Annotated in this window: 14 protein-coding genes and 1 pseudogene; 12 read left to right on the forward strand and 3 right to left on the reverse strand. The window is 72.1% G+C overall.

The genetic code is table 11. The features are described from left to right. Positions 1-110 precede the first annotated feature (110 nt). Positions 111-752, reverse strand: coding sequence for a TetR/AcrR family transcriptional regulator (locus tag ACIGYR_RS08710; RefSeq protein WP_399596204.1), 642 nt, complete (start codon positions 750-752; stop codon positions 111-113). A 165-nt stretch (positions 753-917) separates the two neighbouring features. Here ACIGYR_RS08710 and ACIGYR_RS08715 point away from each other — a divergent pair. From ACIGYR_RS08715 to ACIGYR_RS08725, 3 genes and pseudogenes are all read left to right on the forward strand, one after another. Beyond that, a pseudogene (locus ACIGYR_RS08715) lies at positions 918-1,205 on the forward strand (MMPL family transporter); the annotation flags it as partial. Positions 1,206-1,272: 67 nt separating this feature from the next. Further along, the gene (locus tag ACIGYR_RS08720) at positions 1,273-1,614 is read left to right on the forward strand and encodes a hypothetical protein (RefSeq protein WP_400014173.1); all 342 of its coding nucleotides are present in this window, start codon (positions 1,273-1,275) and stop codon (positions 1,612-1,614) included. Continuing rightward, a complete protein-coding gene (locus ACIGYR_RS08725; RefSeq protein ID WP_399596200.1) occupies positions 1,518-2,561 on the forward strand; it encodes a zinc-dependent alcohol dehydrogenase family protein in 1,044 nt (347 codons plus the stop codon). The genes ACIGYR_RS08720 and ACIGYR_RS08725 overlap by 97 nt, the downstream gene beginning before the upstream one ends. Positions 2,562-2,596: 35 nt before the next feature. Here ACIGYR_RS08725 and ACIGYR_RS08730 read toward each other — a convergent pair whose 3' ends face one another. Continuing rightward, the gene (locus tag ACIGYR_RS08730; RefSeq protein ID WP_345047623.1) at positions 2,597-2,797 is read right to left on the reverse strand and encodes a MerR family transcriptional regulator; all 201 of its coding nucleotides are present in this window, start codon (positions 2,795-2,797) and stop codon (positions 2,597-2,599) included. A 291-nt stretch (positions 2,798-3,088) separates the two neighbouring features. Here ACIGYR_RS08730 and iolC point away from each other — a divergent pair, with 291 nt between their 5' ends. From iolC to ACIGYR_RS08760, 6 genes are all read left to right on the forward strand, one after another. Next, complete coding sequence (gene iolC, locus ACIGYR_RS08735; protein ID WP_391845334.1) at positions 3,089-4,039, forward strand: 5-dehydro-2-deoxygluconokinase; 951 nt, start codon at positions 3,089-3,091, stop codon at positions 4,037-4,039. Beyond that, positions 4,036-4,983: a deoxyribose-phosphate aldolase gene (locus tag ACIGYR_RS08740; RefSeq protein WP_391845336.1), complete on the forward strand. Its 948-nt coding sequence runs from the start codon at positions 4,036-4,038 to the stop codon at positions 4,981-4,983. Before iolC ends, ACIGYR_RS08740 begins: the two co-directional genes overlap by 4 nt. Before the next feature lie 7 nt (positions 4,984-4,990). Beyond that, positions 4,991-5,830: a 5-deoxy-glucuronate isomerase gene (gene iolB, locus ACIGYR_RS08745; protein WP_399596199.1), complete on the forward strand. Its 840-nt coding sequence runs from the start codon at positions 4,991-4,993 to the stop codon at positions 5,828-5,830. Further along, entirely contained in the window at positions 5,827-7,704 is a 1,878-nt protein-coding gene (gene iolD / locus ACIGYR_RS08750) for a 3D-(3,5/4)-trihydroxycyclohexane-1,2-dione acylhydrolase (decyclizing) (RefSeq protein ID WP_399596198.1), read from the forward strand. Before iolB ends, iolD begins: the two co-directional genes overlap by 4 nt. A 16-nt stretch (positions 7,705-7,720) precedes the next feature. Next, positions 7,721-9,223, forward strand: coding sequence for a CoA-acylating methylmalonate-semialdehyde dehydrogenase (gene mmsA / locus ACIGYR_RS08755; RefSeq protein WP_399596197.1), 1,503 nt, complete (start codon positions 7,721-7,723; stop codon positions 9,221-9,223). A 544-nt stretch (positions 9,224-9,767) separates the two neighbouring features. After that, complete coding sequence (locus ACIGYR_RS08760) at positions 9,768-11,276, forward strand: APC family permease (protein ID WP_399596195.1); 1,509 nt, start codon at positions 9,768-9,770, stop codon at positions 11,274-11,276. A gap of 90 nt (positions 11,277-11,366) precedes the next feature. On the opposite strand, the gene ACIGYR_RS08765 is transcribed toward ACIGYR_RS08760, so the two are convergent. After that, positions 11,367-11,597 carry a hypothetical protein gene (locus ACIGYR_RS08765; protein WP_399596193.1) on the reverse strand — a complete coding sequence of 77 codons (231 nt, stop codon included), beginning with the start codon at positions 11,595-11,597 and terminating at the stop codon, positions 11,367-11,369. A gap of 114 nt (positions 11,598-11,711) precedes the next feature. Here ACIGYR_RS08765 and ACIGYR_RS08770 point away from each other — a divergent pair, with 114 nt between their 5' ends. The 3 genes from ACIGYR_RS08770 to ACIGYR_RS08780 all read left to right on the forward strand — a co-directional run. Beyond that, a complete protein-coding gene (locus ACIGYR_RS08770) occupies positions 11,712-14,363 on the forward strand; it encodes a CocE/NonD family hydrolase (protein WP_399596192.1) in 2,652 nt (883 codons plus the stop codon). Beyond that, the gene (locus tag ACIGYR_RS08775; protein ID WP_399596191.1) at positions 14,360-15,214 is read left to right on the forward strand and encodes an ABC transporter permease; all 855 of its coding nucleotides are present in this window, start codon (positions 14,360-14,362) and stop codon (positions 15,212-15,214) included. Before ACIGYR_RS08770 ends, ACIGYR_RS08775 begins: the two co-directional genes overlap by 4 nt. A gap of 473 nt (positions 15,215-15,687) precedes the next feature. Then, positions 15,688-15,916 (forward strand): chaplin (locus ACIGYR_RS08780; protein ID WP_400014175.1); only part of this gene is annotated, 229 nt, incomplete at its 3' end.

Raw genomic sequence — 15,916 nt, forward strand, 5'->3', positions numbered from 1 at the left:
GTGGGGCCGAGGGGTCCACGGGGGAACCCCACAGCTCCTCACTCTATACCCCTAGGGGGTATTTCTCCAGCGGCGGGGCCCTGTGGCGCCGACGGGCGTGCCGCGCCGCGTCACGCGCGGCCGGGCCGGTCGCCCACCAGGGGCTCCAGGTAGCGGATCAGCACGTCCTTGGTCTCCTGGACGTAGGCCGCGCGCTCGGCGCCCTCGTGGGCGAGCACGAGTTCCAGGCCGGCCTTGTAGACGCCGAGGCAGACGTGGGCGGTCCGGGTCACGTCGACCGGCGCGGCCGCGGGCATGAGGGAGGTGAGCAGCGCCTCGATCCGGCCGGTCACGGCCGTGTGCAGCTGGTCATGGGCCTCGGCCATCCGGCCCGGGATGTCGGGCCCGTGCATGAGCGCGTAGAAGACCGGGTGTTCGGTGTTGAAGGCCATGAACCGGTCGACGGCCGAACCGATCGCCTCCTCCAGCGGGGTGGCGGGGTCGACCGGGGCCAGCGCTTCGCCGTACGCCTCCCGCATCTCGTGCGCCAGGCGGTCGCCCAGCTCGACGGCGATCGCCTCTTTGTTCGGGAAGAACTGGTAGAGCGTGCCGGGGGAGACGCCCGCCTCGCGGGCGATGGCGTTGGTGCTGGCGGCGGTGTAGCCGGTGGTGCAGAAGACCTGGGCGGCGGCTTGGAGCAGCTGTGCGATGCGCCGTTCGCCGCGCGCCTGGCGGCGGCGCGGCTGCTGCTCCTTCTCGGTGTTGTCGGGCACGCGTTATCCCCAGCTCTCAGGACGCGATTGACAAACGCGAGTGGTCGCTCGCATTCTGATGAAACGCGAGCGATCTCTCGTGTTTGCCAGTCTATGGCAATGGCTGATCCATGCTGCCGTGCTCGCGCGCGGCCGTGCTGGTCAGGGTGAAGGGGACACGGCACGATGACCGAAGTCGACACACCGCCGCGATCCAAGGAGGACCTCACCCGCGCCGAGCTGATCGCCCTGCCGGTCACCCTGGTGCTGCTGGTCATGGTCTTCGGCAGCGCGGTCGCGGCCCTGCTCCCGCTGGGCATCGGCATCGTCGCCATCCTCGGGACGAACGCGGTGCTGCGGGGCCTCACGGCCTTCACCGACGTCTCGGTCTTCGCACTGAACCTCACCACGGCCCTCGGCCTGGGCCTCGCCATCGACTACGCCCTGTTCATCGTCCGCCGCTACCGCGAGGAACACCATTGGCACCTCCCGGGTCACCAACACCAAGATGCTGGGCCTCGGCATCGCGCTCGCGGTGCTCATGGACGCGATGGTGGTCCGCAGTCTGCTGGTCCCGTCCATCATGCGTCTGACCGGCCGCGCCACCTGGTGGGCCCCGGCGCCCCTGCGGCGCTTCCACCGGCGGTTCGGCCTGAGTGAGGTGAGCGGGACGCGCCCAGGGCCGCGGGGAGCGGCACGGCCGGCCACGGCGAACCGGCACTGGCCGCACAGTCCGGTGGGCCCCGGAGCGTCTAGCCTGCGCGGAGGCTTCCGGAAGGAGCGCGCATGCGAGCCATGGTCTTCGAGCGGTACGGCGAACCCGCCGAGGTGCGCGAGGTGCCCGACCCCCACCCGGCCCCCCACGGAGTGGTCGTCCGGGTAGAGGCGAGCGGCCTGTGCCGCAGCGACTGGCACGGCTGGATGGGGCACGATCCGGACATCACGCTGCCGCATGTGCCGGGGCATGAACTCGCCGGTGCCGTCGAGGCGGTGGGCGAGCTGGTGACCCGGTGGCGGCCCGGTGACCGGGTCACCGTGCCGTTCGTCTGCGCCTGCGGCGCCTGCCCCTCCTGCGCGGCGGGCGACCAGCAGGTGTGCGAACGGCAGACCCAGCCCGGGTTCCATCACTGGGGCTCCTTCGCCGAGTACGTCGCGCTCGACCACGCCGACGTCAATCTCGTCGCGCTCCCGGACGACATGGCGTACACCACCGCCGCCGCCCTCGGCTGCCGCTTCGCCACCGCCTTCCGGGCCGTGGTGCAGCAGGGCCGGGTGGCGGCCGGGGAGTGGGTCGCGGTGCACGGCTGCGGCGGGGTCGGCCTGTCGGCGGTGATGATCGCGGCGGCCTCGGGCGCCCGGGTGGTCGCGGTCGACGTGTCCCGCCGGGCCCTGGAGCTGGCGCGGAAGTCCGGCGCCGCGCAGTGCCTGGACGCGACCGCTGTGCCCGACCCGGCCGCCGCCGTCCGCGAGCTGACCGGCGGCGGAGCCCATCTCTCGCTCGACGCCCTGGGCTCGCCCGCCACCTGCGCCGCCTCCGTGAACGGACTGCGCCGCCGCGGCCGGCACGTCCAGGTCGGTCTGCTGCCCTCGGCCGACGGCACCACCCCGGTCCCGCTGGCCCGTGCGATCGCCCTGGAGCTCGAGCTCCTCGGCAGCCACGGCATGGCCGCCCACGCCTACCCCGGCATGCTCCACCTGGTCCGCACCGGCGTGCTGCGCCCCGGCCTCCTGGTGACCCGGACGATCACGCTCGACGCGGCCCCGGCGGCACTCGCGGCGATGGGCACGGCACCGGGAGCGGGGGTCACCGTCATCGAGCCCTGGAGCTGACGGCCCGGCGGCATCCCGGTCCCCGCCGCCGGGGGTCAGCCGTCCCTGCGGGCCCGGTTGCCGGGGCGGGAGGCGACCCAGGCGCGGACGGTGTCGGCGTACCAGTAGGGCTTGCCGCCCTCGACATGGTCGGGCGGGGGCAGCAGCCCGTGCTTGCGATAGGACCGTACGGTGTCCGGCTGCACCCGGATGTGCGCCGCGATCTCCTTGTAGGACCAGAGCCTTCGGTCGGTCATGAGTTGCACCTCCCTGCGCGCGCCGCGGCGGCGGCCTGAAACGGCCGCCGGGGGGACCGGGCGCTGCGCTGGCGATCACCAAGCCTGTGCCTCGTGAACGAGGCGGAGCGACAGACGAAGGCCCCTGTTGACCGGGTGTGGCCGAGAGCCCGCGTACACGCGACATGTGTGACAGGAAGGAGGTGTTTGTGACACTCCGGCCATCACCTGGTCCGAATGTCTGGACAAAACATTGACAGGGTTCGGTGGACGGGCTAGAAAGCCGGGGAGAGCCATGACGAAGGGAAGCCGATGGCCTACGACCTGATCACCATGGGGCGGATCGGAGTGGACCTCTACCCGCTGCAGACCGGAGTCCCGCTCGCCCAGGTGTCGTCCTTCGGCAAGTTCCTCGGCGGATCGGCGACGAACGTCGCGGTCGCCGCGGCCCGGCTCGGCCGGCGCACCGCCGTGATCACACGCACCGGCGACGACCCGTTCGGCGCCTATCTGCACGAGGCGCTGCGCGGCTTCGGCGTCGACGACCGCTGGGTCACCGCCGTGCCCGGGCTGCCGACCCCGGTCACCTTCTGCGAGGTCTTCCCGCCGGACGACTTCCCGCTCTACTTCTACCGGCAGCCCAAGGCGCCCGACCTGGAGATCGACGCCCACGAGCTGGACCTCGACGCCGTCCGCCGCACGCGGATCTTCTGGGTCACCGGCACCGGCCTGAGCGAGGAGCCGAGCCGTACGGCCACCCTCGCGGCCCTCGCCCACCGGGCCAAGGCGGGGACCACGGTCCTCGACCTGGACTGGCGCCCCATGTTCTGGAGCCACCCCGACGAGGCCCGCCCCTTCTACGCCGAGGCCCTGCGCCACGCCACCGTCGCCGTCGGCAACCTGGACGAGGTGGAGGTCGCCACCGGGGTGCGTGAGCCGCACGCCGCCGCCCGCGCGCTGCTGGACGCCGGGGTCGAGCTGGCCGTCGTCAAGCAGGGGCCCAAGGGGGTCCTCGCCGTCGACCGCGCCGGCGAGTCCGCGGAGGTCCCGCCGCTGCCCGTCACGGTCCTCAACGGCCTCGGCGCCGGAGACGCCTTCGGCGGTTCGCTCTGCCACGGCCTGCTGGCCGGCTGGGATCTGGAGACGATCATGCGGCACGCCAACGCGGCCGGCGCCATCGTCGCTTCCCGTCTCGCATGCTCCTCCGCGATGCCGACCCCGGACGAGGTGGCCGCCGCGCTCGACGCCGGAGCGGTCCTGTGAGGGCCGGCCGGGTCGCGGGCGCGCACGCCGAGGGCGGGGACGCCGGCCGTCGTCCCCGTGTCGACGTCGCCGAACTCGTCCGCGTCCGCACCCGCCACCCCGAGGCGATCGCCGAGGCCGCCGCCCGCCGGGCCCGCAGGCCCCTGCTGAACGAGAACGGCCGGCTGATGATCGTCGCCGCCGACCACCCGGCCCGCGGCGCCCTCGGCGTCGGCGACCGGGGGCTCGCCATGGCCAACCGCGCCGACCTGCTGGAACGCCTCTGCCTCGCGCTGTCCCGGCCCGGCGTCGACGGCGTCCTCGCCACCGCCGACATCCTGGACGACCTGCTCCTCCTCGGCGCCCTGGACCACAAGGTCGTCATGGGCTCGATGAACCGCGGCGGTCTGCAGGGTGCGAGCTTCGAACTCGACGACCGGTTCACCGGCCACCGCCCCGAGGACATCGAGCGGCTCGGCTTCGACGCGGGCAAGCTGCTGCTGCGAGTCGACTACACCGACCCGGGCTCCCTCACCACCCTGGAGTCCACCGCCCGTGCCGTCGACGCCATGGCCGCGCGTCGACTGCCGGTGTTCGTCGAGCCGTTCATCAGCCGCCGCGGCCCCGAGGGGAAGCTGACGAACGACCTGTCCGCCGAGGCGGTCACCAGATCCATCGCCATCGCCTCCGGCCTCGGCGGCTCCTCGGCCTACACCTGGCTCAAGGTGCCGGTCACCGACAACCCCGACGACATGGCCCGGGTCATGGAGACCTCCACACTGCCCGCCGTACTGCTCGGCGGGGACATCGGTGACTCGCCCGAGGACCAGGACGCCGCCTACGAGAAGTGGCGTGGCGCGCTCCGACTTCCCACCGTGCGCGGCCTGGTGGTCGGCCGCTCGCTGCTGTACCCGGCGGACGGCGACGTGGCCGCCGCCGTGGACACCGCCGTAGGACTGCTGTGAGGGCCGCATGACCAGCACCGACCTGCACCTGCCCAGGGGCGCCACCGCGAACGCCCAGTACGCCGTCGACATCGACCCCAAGTTGGCCGGCTGGACACACAGCAGCCTGCGTGTCGTCGAGTTGGCGCCCGGCGGCAGCCATACGTTCACCACCGGGGACAGTGAGTGGATCGTGCTTCCGCTGGAAGGCGGATGTACCGTACAAATCGAGGCCGGGTCACCTGAGCAGATCGAGTTCCAACTCCTGGGCCGGGACAATGTGTTCGCGGACGTCTCCGACTTTGTGTACGCCCCCCGGGACACCCGGGTCCAGATCGCCTCCGGCGCGGGAGGCCGCTTCGCCCTGGCAGGAGCGAAGTGCGAGCGACGACTCCCCGCCCGCTACGGCCCCGCGCCGGAGGTTCCCGTCGAGGAGCGCGGCAGTGGCACCTGCGCCCGCCGGGTGCGCAACTTCGCCTCCGCCGACTCCTTCGACTGCGACAAGCTGATCGCCGTCGAGGTGATCACCCCGGGCGGCCACTGGTCCTCCTACCCGCCGCACAAGCACGACGAGCACCGGCCGGGCGAGGAGTCCGAGCTGGAGGAGATCTACTACTTCGAGATCGACGGCCCGAACGGGCTCGGCTACCAGCGCGTGTTCCCCTCGCGCGAGGGCGGCTGCGACGTGCTCGCCGAGGTCCGCTCCGGCGACGCCGTCCTCGTTCCCGACGGCTGGCACGGCCCGTCCATCGCCCAGCCCGGCCATGACATGTACTACCTGAACGTCATGGCGGGCCCGGGCGAGACCCGGGAGTGGCGGATCTGCTTCCACCCCGATCACGTAGAAGGCACAGGGGGCTACCGATGACGATCCGGCTGACCGTCGCCCAGGCGCTTGTCCGCTTCCTCGCCGCCCAGTACACCGAGCGGGACGGCGGGCGAGCGCGGCTGATCGGCGCCACCTGGGGCATCTTCGGCCACGGCAACGTCGCCGGGCTCGGCCAGGCACTCATCGAGTACGCGGACGTCATGCCGTACCACCAGGGCCGCAACGAACAGGCCATGGTGCACGCGGCGGTCGGCTACGCCCGCCAGTCCAACCGCCTGTCCACGCACGCGGTGACGACCTCGATCGGCCCCGGCGCCACCAACCTCGTCACCGGCGCCGCCCTGGCCACCATCAACCACCTCCCGGTCCTGCTCCTCCCCGGCGACGTCTTCGCCACCCGCCCCGCCGATCCGGTCCTGCAACAGCTGGAGGTGCCGTACGCGGGCGACGTCTCGGTCAACGACACCCTGCGTCCGGTGTCGAGGTACTTCGACCGCATCACCCGGCCGGAGGCCCTGATCCCCTCGGCCCTCCAGGCCATGCGGGTCCTCACCGACCCCGTCGAGACCGGTGCGGTGACGCTCGCCCTGCCGCAGGACGTCCAGGCCGAGGCGTACGACTGGCCGGAGGAGTTCTTCGCCGAGCGCGTGTGGACCGTACGGCGGCCGGGCGCGGACCCCACCGAGCTGGCGGAGGCGGTCCGGGCGATCCGGGCGGCGCGCCGGCCGCTGGTCGTCGCCGGCGGCGGAGTCCACCACAGCCGGGCGGAGGAAGCCCTGGCGGAGTTCGTGTCGGAGACCCGCATCCCGGTCGCCTCCACCCAGGCCGGCAAGGGCTCGCTCCGCCACGACCACCCGCAGGACGTCGGCGGGATCGGCCACACCGGCACCGCGACCGCCGACGAGCTGGCGCGCACCGCGGACCTGGTGATCGGCGTGGGCACCCGCTACACCGACTTCACCACCGCCTCCGGCACCCTCTTCGAGAACCCGGCCGTCCGCTTCCTGAACCTCAACATCGCGCCCTTCGACGGCCACAAGCTGGCCGGACTCCCGCTGGTCGCGGACGCCCGCAGCGGCCTGGGCGAGCTGACCGAGGCCCTGGTGATGCACGGGCACCGGGTCGCCGACTCCTACGTCACCGAGTACACCGAGGACAAGGAACGCTGGGAACAGCGCGTCGACGCCTGCTTCGAGGCGGACGAACCCGACGTACGGCCGACCCAGCCGCAGGTCGTCGGCGCCCTGGACGCCCTGGTGGACGAGTCGGACATCATCATCAACGCGGCCGGCTCGCTCCCGGGCGACCTGCACAAGCTGTGGCGGGCGCGGTCGTACGACCAGTACCACCTGGAGTACGGCTACTCCTGCATGGGCTACGAGATCCCGGCCGCGATCGGCGTGCGGCTCGCCGCGCCCGAGCGGAACGTGTGGGCGCTGGTCGGCGACGGCACCTATCTGATGATGCCGACGGAGATCGTGACCGCCGTGCAGGAGGGCATCGCGATCAAGATCCTGCTCGTGCAGAACCACGGGTACGCGTCCATCGGCGGTCTGTCGGAGTCGGTGGGCGGTGAGCGGTTCGGCACGGCCTACCGGTTCCCGGCGGACGGGGGGTCCCTCACGGGCGCCCCGCTCCCCGTGGACCTCGCCGCCAACGCCGCCAGCCTCGGCATGCGGGTGCTGCGCGCGAAGACCGTACGGGAACTGCGGGCGGCGCTCGTCGAGGCGCGGGCCGCCGACACTCCCACATGTGTCTACGTGGAGACCGAAACGTCCGACACTGTGTCGGGCGCGCCTCCGGCGCAGGCCTGGTGGGATGTTCCTGTGGCCGAGACCGCGACCCGACCGTCTGCGGTCAAGGCACGTGAGCTGTACGAACGGCACGTCTCGACCCGACGCCGCCATCTGTAAGAAGGAGTCTCTGGGCATGACGAAGATCGTCAACCACTGGATCGGCGGCAAGACCGTCGAAGGTGCGTCGGGTACGTACGGGCCGGTCACCGACCCGGCGACCGGCGCGGTGACCACGAAGGTCGCGTTCGCGTCGGTCGAGGAGGTGGACGCGGCCGTCGCGGCGGCCAAGGACGCCTTCGCCACCTGGGGCCAGTCCTCGCTCGCCCAGCGCACGACCATCCTGTTCCGGTTCCGCGCGCTGCTCGACGCGCACCGCGACGAGATCGCCGAGCTGATCACCGCCGAGCACGGCAAGGTGCACTCGGACGCGCTCGGCGAGGTCGCGCGCGGCCTGGAGATCGTCGACCTGGCCTGCGGTATCAACGTGCAGCTGAAGGGCGAGCTGTCCACCCAGGTCGCGAACCGGGTCGACGTCTCCTCCATCCGCCAGCCGCTCGGTGTCGTCGCGGGCATCACGCCGTTCAACTTCCCGGCGATGGTCCCGATGTGGATGTTCCCGATCGCCATCGCGACCGGCAACACCTTCATCCTGAAGCCGTCCGAGAAGGACCCCTCGGCCTCCCTCAAGATCGCCGAGCTGCTCTCGGAGGCCGGCCTGCCGGACGGTGTCTTCAACGTCGTGCACGGCGACAAGGTGGCCGTCGACCGCCTGCTGGAGCACCCGGACGTCAAGGCCGTCTCCTTCGTCGGCTCGACCCCGATCGCCCGCTACATCCACACCACCGCCTCCGCCAACGGCAAGCGCGTGCAGGCCCTCGGCGGCGCCAAGAACCACATGCTGGTCCTGCCGGACGCCGACCTGGACGCGGCGGCCGACGCGGCGGTCTCGGCGGCCTACGGCTCCGCGGGTGAGCGCTGCATGGCCATCTCGGCCGTCGTGGCCGTGGGCGCCATCGGCGACACGCTGGTGGAGAAGATCCGCGAGCGCGCCGAGAAGATCAAGATCGGTCCGGGCAACGACCCGACCAGCGAGATGGGCCCGCTCATCACGAAGGTCCACCGGGACAAGGTCGCCTCCTACGTCGAGGGCGCCGCCGCCGAGGGCGCCGAGGTCGTGCTCGACGGCACCGGCTACACCGTCGAGGGCTTCGAGGACGGCCACTGGATCGGCATCTCGCTGCTGGACAGGGTGCCGACCAGCGCGAAGGCGTACCAGGACGAGATCTTCGGCCCGGTGCTGTGCGTGCTGCGCGTCGACACCTACGAGGACGGCGTGGCCCTCATCAACGCCTCGCCGTTCGGCAACGGCACCGCGATCTTCACCCGGGACGGCGGCGCCGCCCGCCGCTTCCAGCTGGAGATCGAGGCGGGCATGGTCGGCGTGAACGTGCCGATCCCGGTGCCGGTGGGCTACCACTCCTTCGGCGGCTGGAAGGACTCGCTCTTCGGCGGCCACCACATCTACGGCAACGACGGCACGCACTTCTACACCCGCGGCAAGGTCGTCACCACGCGCTGGCCCGACCCGGCCGACGCCCCGGCGGGCGTGGACCTGGGCTTCCCGCGCAACCACTGACGCCGTACGGCGCCCCGTCCTGTCCCGTTCGGGAGAGGGCGGGGCGCCGGTGCGTTCACCCCTGCTTCCGCTGCTGCTCGTCCATGCCGATCGAGGATGCGCCGGTGGCCGCGCCCCTGGCGAGTCCTTGCCGCAGGCGTCCTCGAACCGGCCCGGTGCGCCCGGTCGGCATGGGCGCGACCGGTTTGCCCGTCCGGATAGCGGACGAGCCGACTTTTTTTCGCGCCGTGAGCTGCGGTTCTCGTTTTACGTGGAGGAAACGGGCGGCAAAGGGCAGGAGGTGAGATGACCTTTGAAAGCAAGGTCACTTTCACTTGAAGCTTGATGGATGCCCCTATAGGGCGTCACGACCTGGGAATGTGATGCGGCGCGCGATGTTCCGGTGGTGCGGATTCCGAAGGTAACCAGCCATTGACGTGACGGTTTTCGTCGGGGTTCCCTATGCAGCGCCGGGAGCGGACGAAGCGAACGTACGACGATCCGCCGGAGGCGATAGCGCTCCCGAGCCCCACCCTCAGTCGCACCAGTCGATCGGAACCGCCGTATGACCGACACGCTCCAGAAGTCCGTGGCCGACACCCCGACGGCCCCCGCACCGGGGCTGAAGCGGTCCATCGGTGTCGTCGGCGGCACCCTGCTGACGCTGTCGTGCGTCACGCCCGCCTCCACGCTCTTCGTGGTCGTCCCGGATCTGTTCGGCTCCCTCGGCACCGCCACCGCCCTCACCATCGCCATCGGCTCCCTCCTCTGTATCGCTGTGGCCTTCTGCTACTCGGAGCTGGGCACCCTCATCCCCAGCGCGGGCGGCGAGTACGCCATGGTGTCGACGATGGCCGGGCGGCTCGCGGGCTGGCTGGTCTTCGTGCTCTCCCTGCTGGTCGTGATGATCGTGCCGCCGGTGATCGCGATGGGCACGGCGGACTACCTCGCCCCGATCGTCCACCTGGACCCGTCCCTGACCGGCGCCGGCGTGATGCTGCTCGCCACCCTCGCCGGCCTGCTCGACCTGCGCGCCAACGCCTGGATCACCGGCATCTTCCTGGTCCTGGAGGTCATCGCCGCCGGTGTCGTCGCCCTGCTGGGCTTCACGCACGGCCACCGCGGTGTCGGCAGCCTCGTCTCCCTGCAGGTGGCCGGCGAGAACGGCCACACGGACACCGTGACGGCCATGCTGGTCGTCTCCGGGCTCGCCATCGCCCTCTTCGTCACCCAGGGCTTCTCGACGGCCGTCTACCTCTCCGAGGAACTGGAGAACCCGCGCCGCAACGTCGCCCGCACGGTCCTCGCCACCCTCGCCATCTCCACCGTGGTCATCCTGGTGCCGGTCGCCGCGATCACCATGGGCGCCGGTGACCTCCAGGAGCTGACCGGCGGCGACATCAGCGCCATGGTCACCGCCTGGTCCAACTCCGCGGTCGGCACCTTCGTCAGCCTCTGCGTGGCCCTCGCCATCATCAACGCGGGCATCGTCATGGTCATCCAGAACTCCCGCGTCCTGTTCGCCTCCGCCCGCGACAAGGCGTGGCCCGACCCGGTCAACACCGTGTTCTCCCGGCTCGGCCGCTTCGGCTCCCCCTGGGTGGCCACCCTCGCGGTCGGTGTCCCCGGCGCGCTGCTCTGCTTCGTCAACCTGGACACCCTGTACGGCGTCACCGGTGTCTCGGTGACCGGCATGTACCTGCTGGTCGCGGTCGCCGCCCTGCTCGGCCGCCGCGGCTCCCACAAGCACACGTCCGCCTGGCGGATGCCGCTGTGGCCCGCGGTGCCGGTCCTGCTCATCGCCGTCCTGGCGTACATCCTGACCCAGCAGGAGACCGGCTACCTGCTGTGGACCGGCGGCATCACCGCCGCCGCCACCCTGTACTGGGCCCTGTACCTGCGTCCTCGGCGCGACACCCGCTGGCTGGTGACGATCCCGGCGGACGGGCAGATCCCGGAGACGCCGGTGACCGTCCCGGCCCAGGGCATCCCGGCCCAGGGCGGCCCGGCCCAGGGCATCCCGGCCCAGGGCGGCCCGGTGCACGCCCCGGTCGCCGACGGGGCCCAGGGCTGATCCGCCGCCGGGGGTGAACTCCCCCGACACCCCCGGCCCCACCCCGCCGCCCCCGCCACCCATGCCACTGGGACGACGGGGGCGGCGGCGTCACGTACCGCGCTCGTACCGGGACATCTCGGTGCCCTTGCCGGGGTGGACCGTCTCCACTCCGCTGACGAAACCGGTGACGACACCGTCCGCGTACGCCGGCAGCAGATGGTGCCCGGCGCAGGTGAGGAAACGCTCCGCCCACTCCGTGCGCACCGGATGATCGAACAGGTACTCGGCGGCCGCGACTTCGGCGACGGAGGCGGCCCGGCGGATGACGACGGAACCCATGGCTCTTCGTACCGCGCCCGAAGTACGCGGCGGCCTCCCGTACGCCCCAGGGAGGGCACGGAGTTCCGTCCGGCGGTAGCAGCGGTTGTCGGTGCGGGCCCGTACCGTTGACGCATGGATCTTCGACCTCGTGGGCTGCGGACGCTGCCGCGCGGGCCGCGGCGGCTGGCCGCCGCCGTGGCCGCCGTCGTGGTGCTGGCCGGCGCCGGGACGTGGACGGCGGCCGTCGCCTCCGACGACACGCGTGCCGTGCACCGCAGCGACCGGGTCATGGCGGTCGACGGGGTGCGCCTGGACACCTCGTACTTCACCCCGGCCGGCGCCGGCCGGCACCCCGCCGTCCTGCTCGCGCACGGCTTCGGCGGCAGCAAGGACGACGTGCGGCGGCAGGCCGAGAACCTCGCCCAGGACGGGTACGCGGTCCTGACCTGGTCCGCGCGCGGCTTCGGCAGGTCCACCGGAAAGATCGGGCTCAACGACCCGCAGGGTGAGGTCGCCGACGTATCCCGGCTCATCGACTGGCTCGCGAAGCGGCCCGAGGTCCGGCTCGACAAGCCCGGCGACCCGCGCGTGGGCATGGCCGGCGGCTCCTACGGCGGCGCGGTCTCCCTGCTCGCCGCCGGACACGACCGGCGGGTCGACGCCATCGCCCCGGCGATCACCTACTGGAACCTCGCGGACGCCCTGTTCCCGAACGGCGTCTTCAAGAAACTGTGGGCCGGCGTCTTCGTCAACACCGGCGGAGGCTGCGCCGAGTTCACGCCCACGCTGTGCCGGATGTACGACCGGGTCGCCGAGTCCGGCGCCCCGGACCCGGCCGCCCGGAAGCTGCTGGAGGAGCGCTCGCCGTCCGCCGTCGGCGCCGGCATCAAGGTGCCCACCCTGCTGGTGCAGGGCCAGACGGACTCCCTGTTCACCCTCGACCAGGCCGACGCGGCCGAGAAGGCGATCCGTGCGAACGGCGCCCCCGTCGACGTCGACTGGATCGCTGGCGGACACGACGGCGGCGACATGGAGACCGGCCGCGTCGAGGCACGCGTGCGTGCCTGGTTCGACCGGTATCTGAAGGACGACAAGGGCGCCGACACCGGACCGGCCTTCCGGATCACCCGCACCGGTGGCGTCGACTCGACCGACGGCACGGCCCAGCTGCGCGGCGCGAGCGCCGACACCTACCCGGGCCTGCACGACCACCGGCGCGCCATCACCCTCACCGGCGGCGGGCAGCACGTCGCCAACCCGGCCGGCGCCAGCCCGCCCGGCGTCTCCGCGCTGCCCGGCCTCGGCGGCTCCGGCGGCCTCGCCCAGCTCTCGGCACTCGGCGTCGGCGTCTCCCTGGACTTCCCCGGTCAGTACGCGCACTTCGACTCGGCACCCCTCACCCACGACCTGCGCATCACCGGCGCCCCGACGGCCACCGTCCGCATCACCTCCACCCGCGACGACGCCGTCCTGTTCGGCAAGGTCTACGACGTCGGCCCCGACGGCACGCGGCAGGTGCTGCCCGCCCAGCTCGTCGCCCCCTTCCGGGTGACCGGTGCCAAGGCCGGCAAGGACGTCACCCTCACCCTCCCGGCGATCGACCACGAGGTGCAGAAGGGCCACCGGCTCCGCCTGGTCCTCGCCTCCACCGACCTCGGCTACGCCTCACCGGCCGCCCCGGCCACCTACACCGTCTCCCTGAAGGGAGACCTGAGCGTGCCGACGGCCGCCGCCGTCACCACCGCCGCCGCGCCCCTGCCCGCCTGGGTCTGGTGGCTGCCCGCGGCCGGCGCGGTCGCCGCCCTCGCCCTGCTGCTCACCGCCCGCCGCCGCACGGCCGCCCCGGCACCCGACCCGGAGCTGGCCGAGGTCCCGCTGGTAATCGAGGACTTGAGCAAGCGGTACGCCGGGTCCACCGACCGGTACGCCGTCCGGGACCTCTCCTTCCGGGTGGAGAAGGGCCAGGTCCTCGGTCTGCTCGGCCCGAACGGCGCGGGCAAGACCACCACCCTGCGCATGCTGATGGGCCTGATCCGGCCGGACGAGGGCGAGATCCGCGTCTTCGGCCACGCGATCCGGCCGGGCGCGTCGATGCTCTCCCGGGTCGGCGCCTTCGTGGAGGGCGCGGGCTTCCTGCCGCACCTGTCCGGCCGGGAGAACCTGGAGCTGTACTGGCGGGCCACCGGCCGCCCGCCCGAGGACGCCCATCTGGACGAGGCCCTGGAGATCGCCGGGCTGGGCGACGCGCTCGCCCGCGCGGTGCGCACGTACTCCCAGGGCATGCGCCAGCGCCTGGCCATCGCCCAGGCCATGCTCGGCCTGCCCGACCTGCTCATCCTGGACGAGCCCACCAACGGCCTGGACCCGCCCCAGATCCGCGAGATGCGCGAGGTGATGATCCGCTACGCGGCCGGCGGCCGCACGGTGATCGTCTCCAGCCACCTGCTGGCCGAGGTGGAGCAGTCCTGCACCCACCTGGTGGTGATGGACCGCGGCCGGCTGGTGCAGGCCGGCCCGGTCCGGGAGATCGTCGGCTCCGGCGACACCCTGCTGGTCGGCACCGCCACACCGGTGGAGGAGCCGGTGGTGGAGAAGGTGGCCACGCTGGACGGCGTCGCCTCCGCCGTGCGCACCGACGACGGGCTGCTGATCCGGCTCGAAGCGGGCGGCACGGCCGAGCAGCTGGTCGTGGAGCTGGTGCGGCTGGCGGTGCCGGTCGCCTCGGTCGGCCCGCACCGCCGCCTGGAAGACGCCTTCCTCACCCTGATCGGAGGTTCCGCATGAGCACGCTCACCGAGGTCGCCTCCGGCTATCAGGCGGGGCGCACCCTGCCGCTGCGGGTCGAGCTGGTCCGCCAGCTCAAGCGGCGCCGCACGCTCGTCATGGGCGCGGTCCTGGCCCTGCTGCCGTTCGTGCTGCTGATCGCCTTCGCGATCGGCGGCGACCCGGGCGGCCGGAACGACCGGATCACGCTGATGGACACGGCCACCGCCTCCGGTGCCAACTTCGCCGCCGTGAACCTGTTCGTCTCCGCGGGCTTCCTCCTGGTCATCCCGGTCGCCCTGTTCTGCGGGGACACGGTCGCCTCCGAGGCGAGCTGGTCCTCGCTGCGCTATCTGCTCGCCGCACCCGTGCCCCGGGCCAGGCTCCTGTGGTCCAAGCTCGTCGTGGCCCTCGGGCTGAGCCTGGCCGCGATGATCCTGCTCCCGGTGATCGCCCTCGCGGCCGGTACGGCCGCCTACGGCTGGGGCCCGCTGCAGATTCCGACGGGCGGCGCGCTGGACACCGGCACCGCCGCACAGCGCCTCGCGGTCGTGGTGGCGTACATCTTCATGTCCCAAATGGTCACCGCCGGGCTCGCTTTCTGGCTGTCGACCCGGACGGACGCCCCGCTCGGCGCGGTCGGCGGCGCAGTCGGCCTGACCATCGTCGGCAACGTGCTGGACGCCGTCACCGCCCTCGGCCACTGGCGCGACTTCCTGCCCGCGCACTGGCAGTTCGCCTGGGCCGACGCCGTCCAGCCGACCCCGGAGTGGTCCGGCATGATCCAGGGCACCGCGGTCTCCATGACGTACGCCCTGGTGCTGTTCGCCCTGGCGTTCCGCGGTTTCGCCCGGAAGGACGTGGTGTCGTAGCCGGTCGGGTGGCGACTCGCACGGCGCCGTCGGAGTCGGCGACGTAATCCCCTGCCTTTCCGGATCTGCCGCCGAGCGGGTGAATCCCCGCAACCAATTCTCCGTCGCCGGGTTGATGAAGCAGTGGGCAGGCGACGCCACGAGAAAGGAACGCGCGGTGCTCAAGAGCTTGTGCACTCGGTATGCCGGTGACTGCCGCTCCCATGGCACTTGCCACCGGTAGCGATAACGGACCGACCGTCGCGGATGGCAAGGAACGCTGAGCCGACTCCTCCGCCCGGGCCTTCCCGGGAAGGGCTGCGGTACGCGGCCGTGCCCGAGGTATCGGAACGTCATCCATGTCCCGTGCGCATTCCGATCGACCTGTTCGGCGGATCGGTCAAACTGCCCCGGCTGTGTCATGGCCGGCCTTGGACGTCGATCTTCGTTCCAAGGCCGGCTTTCCCAATTCTTCAAGCAGGAAGACAACCACATTGCGACAGACCCTGAGCAGGGGAGTGCTCGCGGCGGCCGCCGCCTCGGGCATTCTCTCCCTCTCCTGCAGCTCCGCCCTCGCCGACTCGCACGCGGTGGGAGGCGCCCAGAATTCGCCCGGTGTGCTGGCCGGGAACAACGTGCAGGTGCCGGTCGAGGTGCCGGTGAACGTGTGCGGCAACACCGTCAACGGGGTCGCCCTGCTCAACTCCGCGACCGGCAACGCCT

Source organism: Streptomyces sp. NPDC053076 (assembly GCF_044546845.1).
Taxonomy (GTDB): Bacteria; Actinomycetota; Actinomycetes; order Streptomycetales; family Streptomycetaceae; genus Streptomyces.